Origin of the sequence: Psychrobacter sp. ANT_H3 (assembly GCF_027919975.1) — a bacterium.
Classification (GTDB): domain Bacteria; phylum Pseudomonadota; class Gammaproteobacteria; order Pseudomonadales; family Moraxellaceae; genus Psychrobacter; species Psychrobacter maritimus.
This window is the reverse complement of record NZ_JAQISM010000016.1, coordinates 67,288-86,838: the sequence shown is the minus strand read 5'-3', so window position 1 is coordinate 86,838 and position 19,551 is coordinate 67,288. Positions and strand designations below refer to the sequence as shown.

The 19,551-nt window shown below is 43.2% G+C and carries 14 protein-coding genes; 10 read left to right on the top strand and 4 right to left on the bottom strand.

Annotated features, from left to right (window positions below; translation table 11 throughout):
* Positions 1 to 189: 189 nt before the first annotated feature.
* Together PG901_RS09415 and copM are read left to right on the top strand one after the other, a co-directional pair.
* Positions 190 to 816 carry a pseudouridine synthase gene (locus PG901_RS09415; RefSeq protein WP_201624716.1) on the top strand — a complete coding sequence of 209 codons (627 nt, stop codon included), beginning with the start codon at positions 190 to 192 and terminating at the stop codon, positions 814 to 816.
* Between the two features lie 260 nt (positions 817 to 1,076).
* Positions 1,077 to 1,913 (top strand): CopM family metallochaperone, encoded by an 837-nt coding sequence (gene copM / locus PG901_RS09410; protein WP_201624715.1) that lies wholly within the window; start codon positions 1,077 to 1,079, stop codon positions 1,911 to 1,913.
* A 157-nt stretch (positions 1,914 to 2,070) separates the two neighbouring features.
* Here the strand turns inward: copM and PG901_RS09405 are convergent, their stop codons facing one another.
* On the bottom strand, positions 2,071 to 4,089 hold the full coding sequence (locus tag PG901_RS09405; protein WP_413786592.1) for a M61 family metallopeptidase: 2,019 nt from the start codon (positions 4,087 to 4,089) through the stop codon (positions 2,071 to 2,073).
* A gap of 401 nt (positions 4,090 to 4,490) precedes the next feature.
* Here PG901_RS09405 and PG901_RS09400 point away from each other — a divergent pair, with 401 nt between their 5' ends.
* Positions 4,491 to 4,976: an FKBP-type peptidyl-prolyl cis-trans isomerase gene (locus PG901_RS09400; protein ID WP_149490575.1), complete on the top strand. Its 486-nt coding sequence runs from the start codon at positions 4,491 to 4,493 to the stop codon at positions 4,974 to 4,976.
* A 529-nt stretch (positions 4,977 to 5,505) separates the two neighbouring features.
* On the opposite strand, the gene PG901_RS09395 is transcribed toward PG901_RS09400, so the two are convergent.
* A complete protein-coding gene (locus tag PG901_RS09395) occupies positions 5,506 to 7,716 on the bottom strand; it encodes a carboxy terminal-processing peptidase (RefSeq protein WP_201624713.1) in 2,211 nt (736 codons plus the stop codon).
* 555 nt (positions 7,717 to 8,271) lie between these two features.
* Here PG901_RS09395 and nagZ point away from each other — a divergent pair.
* Positions 8,272 to 9,342 carry a beta-N-acetylhexosaminidase gene (nagZ, locus tag PG901_RS09390; RefSeq protein ID WP_201624712.1) on the top strand — a complete coding sequence of 357 codons (1,071 nt, stop codon included), beginning with the start codon at positions 8,272 to 8,274 and terminating at the stop codon, positions 9,340 to 9,342.
* A 126-nt stretch (positions 9,343 to 9,468) separates the two neighbouring features.
* Here the strand turns inward: nagZ and PG901_RS09385 are convergent, their stop codons facing one another.
* On the bottom strand, positions 9,469 to 11,073 hold the full coding sequence (locus tag PG901_RS09385; RefSeq protein WP_201624711.1) for an OmpA family protein: 1,605 nt from the start codon (positions 11,071 to 11,073) through the stop codon (positions 9,469 to 9,471).
* 637 nt (positions 11,074 to 11,710) lie between these two features.
* Entirely contained in the window at positions 11,711 to 13,324 is a 1,614-nt protein-coding gene (locus PG901_RS09380; RefSeq protein ID WP_201624710.1) for a hypothetical protein, read from the bottom strand.
* A 610-nt stretch (positions 13,325 to 13,934) separates the two neighbouring features.
* On the opposite strand from PG901_RS09380, the gene PG901_RS09375 reads away from it, so the two are divergent.
* The 6 genes from PG901_RS09375 (at position 13,935) to PG901_RS09350 (ending at position 19,435) form a co-directional block, all read left to right on the top strand.
* Positions 13,935 to 14,543 carry a rhomboid family intramembrane serine protease gene (locus tag PG901_RS09375; RefSeq protein WP_201562339.1) on the top strand — a complete coding sequence of 203 codons (609 nt, stop codon included), beginning with the start codon at positions 13,935 to 13,937 and terminating at the stop codon, positions 14,541 to 14,543.
* 192 nt (positions 14,544 to 14,735) lie between these two features.
* Positions 14,736 to 15,701, top strand: a complete 966-nt coding sequence (locus tag PG901_RS09370) for a metallophosphoesterase (RefSeq protein WP_201624709.1) — start codon at positions 14,736 to 14,738, stop codon at positions 15,699 to 15,701.
* A 117-nt stretch (positions 15,702 to 15,818) separates the two neighbouring features.
* A complete protein-coding gene (gene purE / locus PG901_RS09365) occupies positions 15,819 to 16,379 on the top strand; it encodes a 5-(carboxyamino)imidazole ribonucleotide mutase (RefSeq protein ID WP_201624708.1) in 561 nt (186 codons plus the stop codon).
* A gap of 297 nt (positions 16,380 to 16,676) precedes the next feature.
* A complete protein-coding gene (locus tag PG901_RS09360) occupies positions 16,677 to 18,056 on the top strand; it encodes a 5-(carboxyamino)imidazole ribonucleotide synthase (protein WP_227692275.1) in 1,380 nt (459 codons plus the stop codon).
* Positions 18,056 to 18,505 carry a YaiI/YqxD family protein gene (locus PG901_RS09355; RefSeq protein WP_021814375.1) on the top strand — a complete coding sequence of 150 codons (450 nt, stop codon included), beginning with the start codon at positions 18,056 to 18,058 and terminating at the stop codon, positions 18,503 to 18,505. The genes PG901_RS09360 and PG901_RS09355 overlap by 1 nt, the downstream gene beginning before the upstream one ends.
* Positions 18,506 to 18,796: 291 nt before the next feature.
* Positions 18,797 to 19,435 carry an NAD(P)H-binding protein gene (locus PG901_RS09350; protein WP_201624707.1) on the top strand — a complete coding sequence of 213 codons (639 nt, stop codon included), beginning with the start codon at positions 18,797 to 18,799 and terminating at the stop codon, positions 19,433 to 19,435.
* Positions 19,436 to 19,551: the final 116 nt, after the last annotated feature.

Here is a 19,551-nt window from a genome sequence, read left to right as displayed (position 1 = left end):
CTTGATGATTTTTGTTTTGCATGAGCCATTTTTAGTTATCATTATGATAAATACCACAATCATAACATGGTTATCGATAGTTATAAGAGTAGTCTCATAGCTTGCACGTTTTTTAGCAAGCACTTGCTCTTTTAATACTACTTTTATCTACCCTACATTCAGTTTTTTATCTTTGGGAAACGCTATTTTATGTCGACCTCCAGCCTGATTTTATTCAACAAGCCTTACGGAGTACAAAGTCAATTTCGTGATGACAGCAATAATGATCACAGTACCCTATCACAGTATTTCACCGATAAATCCCTACGTATCGCCGGTCGACTGGATGCCACCTCAGAAGGCTTGTTGATTTTGACCAGTGACGGACGGGTTAATAAAGCCATTACCCAGCCACCCTCTGCCAAGAATTTTGCGCAAAATAAGCAAAAACAAGGTAAAACCTATTTGGTACAAGTAGAAGGTCTGGTAAGTGCTGACCAACTAAAGCAATTGGCTGCTGGAGTCCAGTTAAAAGATGGCAAAACCTTACCGGCAACGGCGCTACTGGTTGATGAAGCGGATTTACCGATTGCGCTATGGCAACGCGACCCACCTATTCGTGAGCGCAAAAGTGTGCCGACTTCATGGCTTATGCTGACCATCTATGAAGGCAAAAATCGCCAAGTCAGGCGTATGACCGCGCATGTAGGTTTGCCATGCTTGCGTCTTATTCGCTGGTCAGTCGCCGGATTCGAGCTTGGGTCGCTCGGCGTTGGTGAATTTGTGCGTATTCATTTAAGTCGTGAGCGTTGTCAGCAATTAGGCGTTATTGATTAGACGTTATTGATTAGGTGCTTAACTTTATAGCTTGTTCACTTCTACTCTTTTTAAGTACTTATTAATTGATTTTGCTGTTGAGCTTGTTAAAGATATTACGACTTGTTAAACATAGCGTCTCGAATGAGCAAGGTTTATCTGCTAAGCTACAAAACCATATTATCTTTGGGCGAAATCTGTATTTAATGTAGCGGATAGCGCCTGCAGCTTGCTTATTGTTTATCTGGTTCGTTATTTTTTATTGATAGTAAGGATATATCATGATTGCTTCTCGTCGTTTTACCTTGTTTGCCACTAGTATCTCTGCGGCATTGCTGCTGAGTGCTTGCCAGCCAAAAATAGAGGATACCGAGGTAACACCGTCAGAAGAAGCTATAACAACCACGACTGAGCCGTCTGAAGCGGCTGACGATATGGACGCCCATGCTGGCCATGATATGTCTGAGAGTGGCGATGTTGTTGAAGAAGCACAAATGACGGATATGCTAAAAGACTATACGAAGTCGATGACCAGTATGCATAATGAGATGATGGTTGGTATGGGTTATAACGATCCCGATACCGCCTTTGCCAAAGGGATGCTCGGTCATCATCGCGGCGCGGTCGATATGGCAAAGATTGAGCTGAAGTATGGGACCGATGAGACCATGCGCAAACTTGCCCAAGACATTATCGACTCACAGCAGATTGAAATCGACACCATGAATAAATGGCTGGCTAGCCACCCTGATGCGCCCAAACCCAAACCCAATACCGAGGCCATGCAAGCAGCTTATGCTAAAGGGATGAATACCATGCATAGTGATATGATGCTTGGTATTGCCGAACCTGAGGCTGATATGGCCTTTGCGCGCGGTATGCTGCCGCATCATATTGGCGCAGTAGATATGGCAAAAGTACAGCTTCAATACGGTACGGATGAAGAGATGCGCAAGCTAGCCCAAGACATTATCGATGCTCAGCAGCCTGAGATTGCGCTGATGCAAAATTGGATTACGGCTCATAAAGCCAATAAAGCTAATAAAGCGATGGTTAATGATGATGCTGAAGCCGTTATTGGATATGAAAAAGAGATTAAAGAGGATACTAAGTCTTAAAGCTAAATATTTAGGGCAGTAACATTTTTACCTAATTTTTGCCTCTAACGATTTAAGCCTTAAAAACATAAAACCCTTGCTAAGCTGCGTCACTTAGCAAGGGTTTTTTAATATCTAAATGTCTAATCGCTTTTAACCTGTCTAGCTACTCTAGCTATTAATTTTTATAGCGCGCTATCGCATTAAGCCAAGCGTTTTCAGTATTTGCATAGTCTGCATAGTCTGCATATTCACCATCGTCTTCGCAATCGGTACTAGCCCTTGCTAGACGTAAGCTGACGCTATGTGGAAATGCTTTTTCATTATCGTCATGCGCGTCTTTATCAGCGAAATCAGATTTAGGCAAAACTTTCACCGTCATCAGCTCATCACGGCGGAATAAATGGCATTCCACAGCGCGCGTGGCCTTACTAAGCGTTGCTAATTGCTTAGTGTCTGCTTTGATACCATCGATTGCGACAATGACATCATGGGCTGAAATGCCAGCCTTAGCAGCGATACTGTCACGTGTCACGCGATTAACCTTTAGACCCAGTGGCGTCTCACTACAGCGCATGCCCCATGGCACATGTTTATCCGCAGTCTCTTTGGTATTAGGGTAAATTTTAATACCATTTGCTGTGAGCAGCGCCTCTAGGGGCAGCTCTTCAACGCCATTAACATAACGGCGCTCAAACTCCTCCCAATCCGCTAATGGCATAAACTGCCCGATAACTGCCCCCATATCAGCACTACTGATACCGATGCGCTTATTATCCTTTTGCTTTGCTTGACTATAAAAGGCTTTGACGACATCAAACAAACGATAACGACCTGCGCTTTTTTCTAGTAAGGTTAAATCTAAGCATAACGCTACCAATGCGCCTTTATTATAGTAGCTAATACCTGCATTGCCAGTGTTTTCATCGTTGCGATACAGCTTAATCCAAGCATCAAAGCTCGACTCGGCAACGCTTTGATGCGCGCGCCCAGAGGTTTGATAATAGCGATTGATTTGTTCAGTGAGTAATTTAAGATAGCTTGCCTTATCGATGACTCCTGACGCTTGCAACATAAAATCATCGATGTAAGAGGTAAAACCTTCAAACACCCATAGCAATGGCGTAAAGGCTTCGCGGCGCAAATCCACATCCAACATTACATCTGGACGGACAGTTTTCACCCACCATGCATGGAAGTATTCATGGCTGCATAGGCCCAAAAAGCGCTGATAATCGGCACTTGGTACTTTTGGCTCATCAGCATTGGGCAAATCGCGACGCGGGGTAATCAAACTGGTCGAGTTGATATGCTCCAGACCACCGTAATCCTGACCACTGGCAAAGGTCATAAAAGTGTAATCATTAAATGGCGCATCGCCAAGCCAATCTAGATAGGTTTGACAGATTTGAGTGACGTCTTGCTGCAAGCGTCCCATATTGGCGCTATGCTTACCGGCAAGATAAAAATGATGGCCAATCGTCTGGTGGCTATTATCTTGAATAATAAAATCAAAGCTATCTTGTTCAGCAATCTCAAACGGATAATCGATAAGCTCGTGATAGCTGTCTGCTTGTAGAGTATATATTCGCAGCTTATCACCTTGTGATTGTACTGCCTCAAGTCCACAGGCCAAGCGCACACGACTGGCATCTTTGTCGGCTAAAAATACCGCTGGCACGATTAAATCAACCTCTACCGCTTTTTGCTCTTGTCCTTCAATCGCTAAAGCAAGCGAGGTAAAATTGCCATATAAACGCTGCTGGTCGACATACGCAGTACGTACCGATAAATCATAACAATACACTTCATAATGGACATGTATGCTCTGCCCTGCGCGCACTTGTGGCAGCTGCCAAGTATTTTTATCTGTTTTTTGCGCGCGGTACGTGTTTGTTTTTTGATTATTGTCCGTGAGTTGACTATCTAATGTTTGATTGTTTAGAGTTTGGCTATCTAAAATTTTATAGTGAACCGCGGTAATATTACGGGCAAATTCGCGCATTAAATAGCTACCCGGTATCCATGCTGGCAACCACAAACTTGGCGCGTCAGTATCAGCGGTAAAGGTCAGCGCTACGTCGACCAAATGCTCTAAAAAGCGTGTAAAGTCGAATTGGTAAGAGATAGGAGCGGCTTGCTGATTTAAAGTGCGGTTCAAAGTACTAGTAGGTAAAGCTTGTGAAGATGCAGTCATCATTTTTTCTTATCCTTATAATTTTCACTATTGTTAGTCATTACTATTTATTCGTTACTATTATTATTGTTATGATCGTCTCTATGGTAGGAGTCATTATGCAAAAACGCAACTGGCAAACCTTACGCTGCTTATATTAAAGAGAGAAGAAATCGCTAAAGAGCGTAAAAATCAGAAAAATCATATTTATTTACATTAATTCGCCGATTAATTGGCATTTTTTATGCTTTTAACCTTGAAACCGATAGGAGGCATCGCAATTAAAGATGCTAACTGCTAAAGTTACCCTAATAAACTGATGATAATTGACTAATGACGTGGCTATTTGGCTGGCTGATTGGCTTTTTTAGGTTTATTCCAACCGTATTTAAATTTTAATATCGACATATTTAGGATAATTTATGACTACTATCGCAAAAGACACTGCCGTCAAGTTCAACTACACTCTAAAAGACGACGAAGGTAACATCCTTGACCAGTCTCCAGAAGGTCAACCGCTTGCTTATTTGCATGGCCATAGCAACATCATCCCAGGTCTTGAGCAACAACTAGAAGGCAAATCTGCTGGCGAAAGAGTCAATGCCGTTGTAGAGCCTGCTGATGGTTACGGCGAATATCAAGAACAAGCGGTACAACATGTACCACGTGAAAACTTCCAAGGCGTTGAGGACATCCAGCCTGGTATGCAGTTTCAGTCAGAAGCTGGCGGTCAAGTTATGCTAGTGACCGTTACTGATGTAAACGACAAAGAAGTGACTGTTGATGCAAACCATCCATTGGCTGGTAAGCGTTTGACGTTTGACGTTGAAATCCAAGAAGTACGTGCAGCAACTGAAGACGAATTAAACCATGGCCATATCCATGGCGCTGGTGGCGTTGAGCACTAATCTCTTTTTGAGCTTAGCGTACCATCGTTAGTATGGTTAACATAGTTAGGCGAATACTTAGTTATGAACGATAGTGTTGTCGTCTAACTAAAAAAGGTCAGTAGAGCAATCTACTGACCTTTTTTTCGCACTACCTTTAATACAATGTTTGCAATACAAGCAATTTTAAAAAAAGCACCCTTACAAGCATTATCAAGATTGCAGACGTAACAAAGCCGCATAACGACAAGCATTATGCGGCTTTTATCACTAACCATCCATGTTAATGTTATTAGATACTTAATCCCGGAGCATCTTATAACGTTCAGGCTTCCAGCCTTATCATCCCTAATCAGCAAACCACCTATCCCTGATGCGACCTTTAAGATACCAATCCCTAGTACCTATGAACCTTTTCGTTCAATCGTGCCGTACAGTTATAATCGCAGATTGACCCAAGGTTAGTAAGAGGTCTAAACGTCAATGCGTGTAAGCATATGCTTACACGCATTTTTAGTGACAACAGAGATAGCCTAAAAGATACTATTTACTATAACTTTTCTTCTGGGCTAGCGAGTACTTTTGCATCAGCGCTAAGCATGATATAAGCGGCTTCATTAATGAAGGCTTCGTCTTCAGGTAGCTCAGGGCGCTCACTTTCTTTCATCTGACTACGCTCTTCAAATTTTGCATCCATCGCGGCTTGATAAGTATTCCAATTGGCATAAGGACGCTCACCTGTTGCGATAAGACGCTTATTTTCAGCTTCCAATGAACGCTTCTCTATCAGCTGCATCTTAGCGCGGCGGCTATTGATATCAAGTGGAATTGGTTTTTTCTCATCTTCCATATTGCGAATATCGTTTAGCGTTGATAGATAAACAAACTGCGGGTTTTTCTGCTGACGGATTTTTGATTGCTGGTTTAGCGTCGCTAACGTATTGGCAGAAAATTTACCTTCAGGCTTATAAGGCGCGGTTTTAATGGTATCCCACGGCAAGGCTTTTTTCTGTGCGCGCTCGCCAAAGGTCGCATCATCATAGATATTGACCAATTCAACATCAGGTACCACGCCTTTATTTTGCGTACTACCACCGGTGATACGATAGAATTTACGCTGCGTTAAAGTGGCTGAACCCAATGCTAGACTATCTAATTGAATTTGCGCAGAGCCTTTACCCGTCGTTGTACTACCGACAACTAGGCCACGACCATAATCCTGAATCGCTGCAGCAAAAATCTCACTGGCAGATGCCGATGCTAAGTTAGTAATAACGACCAGTTTGCCATCATATAACTGCTCGCCGCCATCGTCATCACGATAGACTTGGATATTGCCGCGATTGTCGCGAATTTGTACCAATGGACCGCTCTTGATAAAGAAGCCAAGCATCTTGGCAACTTCATCGAGCGAGCCGCCTGGATTGTTACGTAAATCAACCACTAGACCGTCGATATTTTTCTTATTCAACTCTTTAAGGGCTTTTTCAGTATCAACACTGACGCTACGGTACTCTTCGCCGTTACGACGGGCGCGATAGTTGAGATAAAAACTTGGTATCTCAAGCACACCGATACGTTTTGGCGTTTTATCGATATTAGGACGCTGAACCTCGACGACGCGCTGAGTGACACCAGATTCTTCTTGTTGAATAATGTCACGAACCACGGTTACGTTACGGGCGCTAGCGTCTGGGGTATTTGGTTGACGTACTTTAATAGTCACCGAAGTGCCGCGCTTACCACGAATCAAACCGACAATTTCACGCGTTGACCAGCCAACGACATCGGTCATGGTTTCGCCGTCTTTGGCGATACCGATAATCAAATCATTAGGTTTAATCTGACCAGACTTTGCCGCTGGACCACCGTCAACCAAGGTCACAATGCGAGTATAATCTGGGTTTTTACGGTCAGGGCGAATAGAAACCCCAATGCCTTCTAATTGCAAGCTGGACTGAATTTGCAGCTCATTGGCTTGAATCGGCGCATAATAATTACTGTGCGGATCATAAGTCAGCATCGCCGTATTCAAGATGGTTTCCATGATTTCGTCGTTTTTTAGACGGGTAAACTGCTCTTGCTGGCGTGATAAACGATTGAGCAAAATCTCACTTGGCGTGCGCTCATCATTACGCACCAAATCTTGTCCGCGCGTGATATCAGGATTGTCTAAAAAGACTTTTTCCTTTGCTTTCTCATCTTCTTGACCCAAAGTAATACTCATCAGCTGAAACTTTAACTGACGCGTCCAATAATCACGCTGCTCTTTTTTGGTTTTAAAATGACTGAGCTTTTCGCGGTCAAGCACAATGCTATCTTTACTGGTTAAATCAAGATTTGTGTTTAGCAGCTTCTTTGCCATCGCGAAGTATTCATTAGAGCGTTTACGATAGCGCTCAAAAACTTCTACGCCAGCAGATAAGTCGCCGCGCTTTAAGCGGGCACCAAATTCATCGGCATATTTTTTCTTAAATTCATCGACATCAGATTGCAAAAACAAGGTATGGTTTGGATCAAGGCTATCGATATACATGGATAGAATCTCACTACCCGTTGCACTATCGAGCGGCTGATTAAGATAGTGACTACGATCCAGCAATGCCGCTACCTGACGGGTGGTGACCTGTTGCTCAGGGGTGGCCTTAAAGCCTTCAGTATTACTATCTGCCACTGCGGTGCCATAGCTTTGGGTAAGAATAAGACCAGCGATACCCACTGACGCTGCACTGAGTAACCACTGTGCTGGTTGTTTTTTCATCATATATACCTAATTATTTTAAGTGAAAAGTATGCAAAATATGCTTAGTTGTTATTCATATTAAAAGTTATCTAATAAACGGCTATCCACAAATCTGACTGTTTTTAACTGTATTATATTTACCATTAAACCATGCGATACGCTAGCATTAAAAGCGCGCAAACACATGATAGTTATTTTAGTTTTATCGTTAAAAAATCAATCAATACTAGCATGGCTATAAATACGCTGCTGTCTCAAACTGTATAAATAATCTTACCCGCCATGGCGCTGTCTCTTATGAGCCAACGAACGAACTTTCTATCAAACCTATTTATTGCTCTAACTAAATAAATACCAGATAGCTCATCAACATGAATGTTTTAAATCAATTAAGCCGCGACATTATGCTCATCTTATAATAACTGTCATAATATAACCAACATGGCAATGAACAGCGATAGCGAATAATGACCATAAATCATGCAGCTCATGGCTTAGCGCTTTTGTGAGCTTAAATGTTTTTTTGACCATAAACGATAATATAACAAGGTATAGCCTAATAAGGATCACGCAATGTACGGCGTCTTAATGATTGATATCGATAGTACCGCACTGACTGCTGAAGATGTCAGTTTAATCAAACAGGCACAAGTGGGCGGGGTAATATTATTTGCCCGTAATGTGGCAGACGCGGCGCAAGTGCGCGCCTTATGTGACGATATACGCTATCACAATGCCGATATATTGATTGGCGTTGACCAAGAAGGTGGGCGCGTTGCTAGATTACGTAACGGTTTTACCCCATTGCCTGCAATGGGCAGACTTGGTGAGTTATTTAATCAAGACCCTAGCCGCGCCCTTAGCCGTGCTTACGACTGCGGTTATTTGATGGCGGCCGAAGTATTGGCAGTCGGCATTGATTTGAGCTTTGCGCCCGTGCTCGATAGAGACGGTATCAGTCAAGTTATCGGCGACCGTAGCTTTCATCATGAGCCGCAAGCGATTATTGCCCTAGCCAGCCAATTTATGCGCGGCATGAAAGACGCCGGTATGGCGACCACCGGTAAGCACTTTCCCGGTCATGGTGCCATCGCCCCTGATTCACATGTGGCAGAAGCCATTGATACGCGTAGCTTAGATGAGATTATCAATAGTGATATGCAGCCTTTTGCACAGACACTGCCTTGGCTTGATGCCTTAATGCCAGCGCATGTGATTTTTTCCCAAGTCGATAATAAACCCGCCGGATTTTCAAAAATTTGGCTCAAAGACATCATTCGTGATCAGCTTAATTTTGATGGGGTGTTATTTTCTGATGATTTATCGATGGCAGGGGCACAAGCTGCAGGCGATGTTAGCGCCCGTGTCAAAGCGGCGATTGAAGCAGGCTGCGATATTGCCTTGGTCTGTAATGACCGCGTTGCTGCTCACGAAGCTGCGGCAGCGGCACAAGAGCTGCCCTATCCTGACCAAAAACGCATCAAGACTATGTGTGGACAGATACCTGTTTGGCAAGGTGACCTTGAGGCAACATGCCAGCAGTTTGATTATTGGCAACAAGCAAAAAACAATGTCTTACAGACTTTCTTTCCTGTTCAAACAGAAGTGCAAGCGGTTTTAAAAGACCCCACTGCTTATAAATAATGCAGCTAACAAAACAAAGATAATTTAACAAAATAAAAAAACCGCACCTTATCAAGATGCGGTTTTTTTACTATTCAAATTCCACTTAAAGCTTACTGGTTATCCATAAGCGCGTCTAAAATGATACTAATTACTGGTACTTGCTTGTGGGTCTAATGCCGTACCACGACTGGCATCATCAGCATCAGGCATGAGATCATCATTATCACTGTCTAATGGATTTAAGTCTGGGTCAAGGGCACTGTTACTAATCGCCATGCCATCGTTTGCATTTGCTGTCTCATCATAGACCACAAACTCAATACGGCGGTTACGGAAACGACCTTGCTCAGTGGCATTTTCAGCAATAGGATCGGTCTCACCCATACCTTTAGTCATCAGCTTACTTGGATCAACACCTTGCGTGACCAAATAATCCTTCATAGATTGTGCACGCTCTTCTGACAGCTTCATATTGTAAGCCGCATCAGCAGTTTTATCAGTATGACCAATAATCATCAACTTCATATCTGGCACTTGTTCCATCAGTTTTACAGCGCGGTCTAATAGCGCTTTATTGGCATCAGGAATCACGGCTTTATCTACTTCAAAGTTCACCACCTGTAGGCTGAGCGCACGAGCCACATCTTGCGGGTCAGGATTTTGGCCAAGGTTATCCATCGCCGCTTGAGATGCTGTTAAGCTATTATCAATCTCAGCTTGGGCATCTAATGGCGCTTCTGGCTTGACGGTCATCGCAGGCGCAGCCGCTTGTAAATCTGCAACCAATTTATCTAATGTCGCAGCGTCAGGCGCATTAACGGTAATCGTATCGCCTTTGATTAACATGCTCGCATTCGGTACGTTTTTGACGATAGGTAATATAGACGCAAGCTGAGCGGCAGCAGGCATATCAATTGAGAAGTTATCATCGACATCCGCACGGCAATTATTGGCTTCATCGCCAAATGTGGCGGTCAGAGCGTCCATAACATTGCCCTGTAGCGTCTCATTACCAACGTTCATACGGCAAGCGTATAGCTCACTGTTTTCACCAGTCGCAATACGCAATGACGCAGGTTCGATATCCGCGGCAACCACTGATTGCCCATCATCGTTCACGGCTTGCTGCTCGGTAGCAACAGGCTTGCCGACTGGCTCAGGATTGTCTTGGCAACCTCGTAGTAGCGCCCACGCCAACGCCCCCAAGATAATCAGTCCAATAATCGGTAGCAGCGCTTTCATAAAGCTGCCTTTTTCTTCCTCTTCGCGGCGGATAGGGTCAGTGCTGACCGTATCAGATAGACGAGCACCAGCAGGTGCCCCAGCAATCATACCGGCAGGCAGAACCATACTTGCCCATACCGGGATATGATGTTGATAACTGGCAAGATTGTCATTTAAAAACTGCGGTACAGGCGTCGTTCCTGCCAAGCTTTTGATTTCGTGATAGGCCAGTGGCGCGGCCATCGCAATTAAACCGCGCGCAGCAGTAGCGTCAACATTATGTTTACCAGCAAGCTCACGAGCGATTTGGTCACGGTGCGCGCCATCTGTCCATACCCGATCATAAAATCCTTGATCATCACGGGCGATATTTTCATTAGCAAAACGATTGTAAGTATCGTTATCGGCTAGGCGCGCGGCAAAAATAGCATAAAACTGTTCAAGTAAATTTTTCTTAGCAGGAGTGCGGTCATCTCCTAGCACTGCTGGACTGACCGTCCGCGTTAAGTGACTGATAATATCCATAATGTCATTCCTCAATGAATTGTTATTTTAAATGGCTTGTTTTATATAGCGTGCATTCTCAAAAAGTAGAGCGTTGATATTGATATTTTATGGCTGCTATTTAATATAAGCTCATGCGATTAATATTAAGTTAATAGTATTAGATAGCAGCCATAACTAGATTCAACTTTTGTTATTATAAAAGTATTAAGTATGTGTTCACAATCGACAGGCTGTTGTGCAATTGCTACGATAAGTAATGTTTCGGTTGTTACTCGTAACTGCAATGCTTAGAAAGTACAAATTACTAACATATGAACAGCTAATCGCTTAATTTTCAATGTGGTTAATAAGTTAAATAGAAATTTGCATTAACTGTTTCAGGTATAGTCAGTTCAAAATAAAAACGATGCGTCAATAGTTATGTGCGACTGGTATAAATTTTCCTTGCTTGCTGCTATCACAGAGGCTACGAAAAATTCATCCCAGTCGCACTGTATCTGTTTTTCCAGATCTGTTTTTAAAGTTAATTCACTATAATACTTTTTTATTCTTATGCTCTTTATTTAGCGGCAAATAAAAAAAGAGTGCCGTCAATCATTTATACCGCACTCCTTTTAGCTTTTCATTTTCTACGCGTTTGTTATAAATATTCTATCTATTTTCTAACTTGGGCAGGCTCAGCCACGATAACACTGTTTGCCATATCATCGACTTCCGATACGGAGAAAGGTCCCGGTGGCCTCGTTGATGCTGGGCGGTCGTTATTTATCGGCGCATTATTCATAGCAGTATTATTGCTAGGTTGGTCATACATCGGCGGATTATTGAAGTCATTATTACGGCTAGGCGCTGGCATCACGCTATCCCCCGTATCATCGTCCGCTGCTTGGTAGTCACTATTGCTGTTAATATTGTTATTCGCATCGTACTGATTATTTACGCCATTCATAGCCGCCATATCAGCTGCTCCCATACTGCCATCATTATTAGGCAATGGTAGCGGCGCGGTACTATCAACCATCATCGCCGGTACCAAAGTACGGATATCGGTGGCCAATTTTTGCAGCTGCATACTATCTGGCGCCTCCAAAGTCATGCGGTCATTTTGCAGCTGTAAACGAGCAAATGGAGTCGCTCTTAATAAAGTCAAAATATTGGGTAGCGCCTCGATAGGCATATTGGCAATATTATTGGCCACGCCTTCTTGCACCGTAAATTGACACATCGCCGCCTGCTCACCGAAGCTACTATTAAGCGCTTGTTTCAGCGTACTTTGGAGCGCGGTATCACCGACAGAGGCGCTACAAGTATATAGATTGCCGCCATTATCGACGCCAACGATAAGCGCAACGGGCGTTGATACTTGTGCTGGCGGCTCAGCGACAGGCGGTATGACCGTGGGCGCTGTCACCACTGGTTCTACAGGCGGTGCGTTGTTAGGCCTAATTAAAAACGCCCATACCAGCCCAATCGCTGCCATTGCCGCCAACAATAGAAACACCCGAATCAATAAATCATTGCGTTGGTTGCGGGTACGTACTTTTTCTCGTTTTAGGCTGCTGTTTTCTTCTAGATGATGGGCTGCGGGATTGGCGTGGATAGCACCTGTATCGATAGCCGCTGTACTTAGACTGTTATCAAAACTTTCATTAGCAAGTTCTGCTGCCATATTTGGTTCTGTTATCAAGTTCGCAGAAGGATTTATCCTACTTGCCTCAGTGGCATCATACTTATCTAATAAAACAGGCGTAGCAGCTATCTCAGTTAGCGTGCTTTGAGCATTAAACAATTCATCCTCAGCATGTTGCGCCGCGGTAATCACTGGTGCCGCCCATATCGGCAGATAATGGCGAAATGTAGGTTGCTGGCTTTGCAAAAATGCCGGCAAGAACTGCCCATTTGCCATTATTTTGAGCTCACGATAAACCAGCGGTGCAGCATTCATAATAAGCTTTTTGGTGGTGAGCTCATCAATATGATGAGTAGCCGCAAGCTCTTGAATAATAACTTGGCGCGCGTTCGGTGCTTGCCATAATTGCTCAAATAACGGCGTCTCTATTATATTGTCATTAGCAATCGGCTGATCATCACGCAGTAACTGCGAGTAAACTTGTGGCAACGCCAAACGCGCCGCCAAAATGGCATAAAACTGCTCTAATAAGCTGACATGGGACACACTATTATCAGTTTGATTAGTATGGTCGGCATTACTATAGCCACCCAACACCGCTGAGGTCACCGTTTGTTCTAATTGGTCGATAATATTCATAAATTATTGCCTCTGTCGGCGTTGATTTAGGTTGTATAACGGAGATGTATTTTTTTAATTTAACTTTATATTCTAAAAATTGTAGGAAGCAGAACGCGTAACAAGCAATATTGGTATATAAATTGCCTATCATTTATAACTTTCATTACTTTTTAAATGACTATAAATTGAATAACAATGAATTTGACAACGCTTAATGCCATAAACCTAAACGACTGCCAGACCTTTATTATTAGTTTTTAGGTCTATTATTAACTATTAGGTTTGGTCTTTATGCTGTCGTGAATCGTTACGGTCAGTATACGAAGCATTACTCATTCTGCCTGCTACGCTGTTATATTATTTAATATAAACGATTATTAAAGCACAATTTTGTCGTGTATTGGTTTTTTGCCTCGGCATCGCTGTTATTATTGCTAATATCATGCCTGAATGCTTTATCATTACTCATATTTAGTGGCTACTTATATTAGTAGCTATTTACCGTTTTAGCTTACCGTTTTAGCGTTATTATCATTAATAGTAGTTGTTATTGAGCCAAGACACTTGGGCTTTAAGCGTTACGATTTATATCATTGCCATCTATCAGGCTCGGCCTAAGGATTCCCCTTTGTTTAACCATACGACGCTTATTATTATCATCACCGTTATTGTCAGTTTATTGGCATGGCAAAACAAAGCCGTGTTTAATCGACTTATTTTCTATCCGCCGGCGGTGAAAAATGGTCAATGGGATCGCTTTGTGACGCATGGTTTTATTCATGCTGATGGGATGCATTTGCTGTTTAATATGTTTACCCTATACTTTTTTGGTCGGGCGATCGAAGGCTTATATCAGTCGTTTTTATTCGGTTATGGTTTCGTGGTTTTTTATGTATTGGCTATCGTTGTCGCGATGGTTCCAAGCTATATTAAACATAAAGATAGTGCCAGCTACTTAAGCCTAGGGGCGTCAGGCGGTGTATCGGCGGTCTTATTTGCTTTTATTCTGTTAGCACCATGGGAAAAGATTTATCTATTTGCCGTTGTCCCTATCCCAGCGATATTATTTGCGGTCGCTTACGTCGCTTATAGTATTTATGCGGACAAACGTGGTGGCTCTAATATCAATCATATGGCACATATGTGGGGCGGCGCGTTTGGGGTAATTGCGACGATTATTTTAGAACCTCAGGTACTACCGCACTTTTTAAATGCGCTCTTATCTCCTGGGTTTTAGAGGTGCTATTAAAACCCAGTCATAAAAAGCTCAGTGGTAAAATTAACAAATAAAAATAAAAGCTTAGTTCATTAACGCAGTTTAAATAGCCAAGTAATGCTTCATTTGTATCGCTATTTAGATCGCTTGGTATTGCTTAGTATCTTGCGCAAACTTATATTTAATAAAATATTTAAGAATTTGATAATTATTATGATTATAGATGTTATTGGTGATATTCACGGTTATGCCGACAAGCTGGTCGGACTGCTAAAGCAGTTAGGCTATGTTCATAACGGCACTCATTTTGTACCGCCAGCCGGTCATCGGGCGCTATTTATTGGTGATTTCATTGACCGTGGGCCACAGCAAGTAGCCTCGCTAGAGATAGTCTTTGCTATGCTAGACGCAGGCGTTGCCGATGCGGTGATGGGCAATCATGAATATAATGCGCTCACCTTTGCCATGCTTGACCCAGAGCAACCTGAGCGCTATTTACGCTCGCATAGCGATGTTCATGTGCGCCAGCATGAAACCTTTTTAGCCGAAGTACCGTTTGGCTCAGAAGCGCATCAATATTGGTTGCAGCGCTTTTATGAGATTCCTTTGTGGCTTGAAACTGAATACGCCTGCTTTGTACACGCTTGCTGGGATGTCGATAGCATGGCAGTATTAAAGCCGCTTTTGACTGCCGATAATTGCTTGACGCCTGACGCCGTTGTCGCCACGGCGCAAAAGCATAGCCCTGCTTATGAAGCGCTTGAGCGCGTGCTAAAAGGCGTAGAAACGGCGTTACCCGATGGTTTAGTCATGGTCGATAAAGATGGCGCAGCGCGCTCGCAAGTACGCGTGCGCTGGTGGCTCGATGAGCTTAACAAACGCACTATTCATGAAATTGCCCGTGCGCCAAGCTCAGGATTGGCACAAATTCCAAGCGATGCCCTAGCGGAAAATATCGAATTTGCCCTTAAAACTCATAAACCGGTATTCGTCGGTCATTATTGGCTAACAGGCCCGCCCCAACCCCTTAGCCCGCAGGTTGCTTGTACCGATTATTCGGCAGCGATTGATAGCGGTTATTTAACCTGCTATCAGCTGGATACCGAGCAGCCATTACCGCTTAAAGCCCATAACTTCGTACAGTATCGCCATGATGAAGACCCAAAGATAAAGGCATAAAAAAAGATAAATGTATAAAATCAGCGTTATTTAGCCAGCTTTGCCATTAAACAGCAAACTTGGCTTTACGAAGGCAGCAAAACTTTTGTATGATGGTCCTTTTGAGGATATCAAAGCATGAGCACCCCATCGGCTACCGTTACCCCTGTTGAGCAAAACAGCCCAATCACCTCTCCTGCTGGTCAGCCAAAAGTAGGTATTATCATGGGCTCGCAGTCTGATTGGGCAACCATGAGTGCCGCGGCGCAATTGCTTGCCGACTTTGATATCGCCTTTGAATGTGAAGTGGTGTCAGCGCATCGTACCCCAGATAGATTGTTTGATTATGCCAAAAGCGCTAAAGGCAACGGCTTGCAGGTGATTATCGCTGGGGCTGGTGGTGCCGCGCATCTGCCCGGTATGTGTGCCAGTCAAACGCCGCTACCTGTCTTTGGTGTCCCTGTAAAATCATCAATACTCAGTGGTTGGGATAGCCTGCTTTCTATCGTACAAATGCCAAAAGGCGTAGCTGTTGGAACCTTAGCGATTGGTGCGGCTGGTGCTTATAACGCTGCCCTTCTTGCTATTCAGGTACTTGCCTTGCATGATGAAACAATTGCGACTAAGCTCGATAATATGCGTCAAGCGCAAACCGATACCATTCTTGCCAGCCCAACACCCGGTATTATTAATCAATAAAGTAAGTAAACTCAGCCAGATGGCGTTAAGTTTTGACAAAAAACCATTAGCAGAACTGCAATATTAACCAAGAAACATTAAGCGCAATCATCTGGTTTTTAACTCTCAATATCAAACTTGAATACCAAATCTAACGCTCAATATTCTAAACTTGATATTTTTACTCAGATGCGTTCTACTAAATACAAGGTGCATACAGTGCACCTTTTCCTATTTTAATCGCATAAGTTTTATCCCGTAAGTTTTAGATATTAGTACTCAAACTCCCTTATTCATTTTCAATGTAAAGAGCCTGCCATGACTACAGCGAACGCTTATCCTGTAACCCAAACCATTCGTACCATCGGTATTTTAGGCGGTGGTCAGCTTGGTATGATGCTCGCCGAAGCCGCCATGCCGCTCGGTTATCAGTGCGTATTTTTAGAAGACAATGCCGACTGTCCGGCCAGCCTATACGGAAAAGTTTTTCATAGCGAGCAATTAGAAGCATTTATTGCCGCAGCTGACGTCTTTACCTTAGAGTTTGAAAATACGCCTACTGCTACCGTTGAGCAATTGGCCAGCTTATCAAAATCTGGCAGCAAGCAAGGCATGTTTCCGCCACCGATTGCCCTTGATATCGCTCAAGATCGCTTAAAAGAAAAGCGCATGTTCAATGAGCTTGATATCGCCACCGTACCATTTATGGTGGTTAATTCTGAAGCAGAATTAAAGCAAGCTTGCGACGAGCTAGGATTGCCTATCGTCCTAAAGACCAGCCGTGGCGGTTATGATGGCAAAGGTCAGTTTGTTATTAAAGAAGAAAGTGATATTACCGTTGCTTGGCATGAGCTTAAGGATGCGGTTAGTGGTAAAGGCGCACTAACGCCAACGCCTGCTCCCCTCATTGCAGAAGGCTTTATTAACTTTAGCCGTGAAGTATCTATCATTGCTGCACGCGCCCAAAACGGTCAAGTACGCTGCTATGATTTGGTCGAAAACCATCATCATAACGGTATATTGGCCAAAACGCGCGCGCCTGCCGTTGGTACCAGCCATTTGTTCCAACAAGCAACCGATGCCATTACCACTGTGATGAATCATCTAGGTTATGTTGGTGTGATGGCGCTTGAGCTATTTGTGAGCAAAGATACGCGTGGTAACGACTATCTGCTGGCCAACGAGATTGCCCCACGCGTCCATAACTCTGGACATTGGAGTATCGAAGGCGCGATTACCAGTCAGTTTGAGAATCATATCCGCGCGGTGGTCAATCTACCCTTAGGCGATACTGACAACGTCCACCCAGCGATTATGTTGAATGTGTTGGGTCAATATCCTAATATCAGCGCGGTGCTCAATATCGATGGCGCCCATTATCATAGCTACCATAAGGCTGAGCGCGAGGATCGTAAAATTGCGCATATTACCTTGATGCCAAATGATGTCGCTGACTTAGATATCGCCCTCGCTAAGCTGGTTGCTGTGTTGCCTAATAAAGTCGGTCTTGATAAAAAGTTAGCGCCTACGGTTACCGAGAACCAAGCAAAAACACCAGAGCAAACAGCCAGCACTGAAACTGACCAAGCTGTAGAAGATGCTGCTATCAATGTTAAAGAGAGCCACCCAGAGGATTTAGGAGATATAGAGAAGCTATCAAACGACCAGCTATCAAATACAGATAAGGCTCAGAAATAATGCAGATTTGGGTAGATGCTGATTCGGTGCCTCTGATTGCCAAAGACTTGATTATCAAAACGGCTGAACGCACCCAAACCATGGCGATATTTGTCGCCAATCAGCCAATCAAACTGCGCAAATCACCGCTGCTCGTCATGACAGTGGTGCCATCAGGGTTTGATAAAGCCGATGATTATATCGTTGAGCAAATCCAGCCAGGCGATTTAGCCATCACTAGCGACATTCCCTTAGCCAATGATATTTTAGATAAAGGCGGTATGGTTTTAACCACGCGCGGTATGGTCTATGATAAAAATAACATCAAGCAAAAGCTTAATATGCGCGATTTTATGGATACCATGCGTGGCACGGGCGTGCTCGAGCTGCAAGAAATGAGTGGCCAGAAACCTTATGGCGACCGCGATAAAAAAGCCTTTGCCGATGGTCTTAATCGCTTAGTACGTTAATTGGTGCGTTAATTTTCTTATGCATTATTGGACAGCTACCCTTTCTAACCTTTGTTCTAACTTTCTTATTCTTATGAATAGCAGCTTTTATAAATAACAGGCTTGCAAACCGTATACACTCCATAACCAAACACTATGCAAACGGCACGCTTCATAACGAAGTGTGCTCATCATTCTTGTTACGCTATATGCAGCTTTCAAAACAATCGGTTTTTGAATAATTGGTTTTTAAACGATAAATTTTAAAATAACGATAACGTATATAAAACGCATATAAAAATAGGAATGAATATGAAAATTTTAGTGATTGGCGCCAGTGGTCGAGTGGGTACAGATTTGGTTAAGCAGTTATTAGCAGATAACCATCAAGTGATTGGCACCACCCGTCAGGAAGAAAAACTCTTTACTGATGACAATTATAGCCAGTTAGATTTAGATATCACTGCCGAAAAAGACGCGATTCAGAGCCAAATTGATAAAGATATCGAGGCGGTCTATTTTGTCGCCGGTTCAGGTGGTAAAGATATCTTAGAAGTTGATTTACATGGTGCGGTCAAAACCATGCAAGCAACAGAAGATAAAGGTATAAAACGCTATATCATGCTTAGTACGGTGTTTTCATTAGATACCAGCAAATGGAATCAGCCTGGTATTGCTGACTTAAAAGAATACTATATCTGTAAGCATTACGCCGATCAGTGGTTGGTTAATAATAGCAACCTTGATTATACTATCGTGCAAGCAGGTGCACTAAAAGAGCGTGCAGCAACGGGTAAAATCACTATCAATGATGACAATGCGGGTGAGAACTCAATTGAAGATGTAGCTACGACGTTGGCAGCTGTACTCAATGCTGATAATACCAATAAAAAAGTTTTTAGCATGCACAATGGCGAAACTACCATTGATGCAGCGCTTGCTAAACTGTAAGAAACAAAAGTTATAATAAACAATATACAGCTTTGCAGCATTATTAAAAGCAGTACAGAAATATAAAAGCGCGTAAGCCTTCCGGTTTACGCGCTTTTTTCTGATAGATTGTTTAA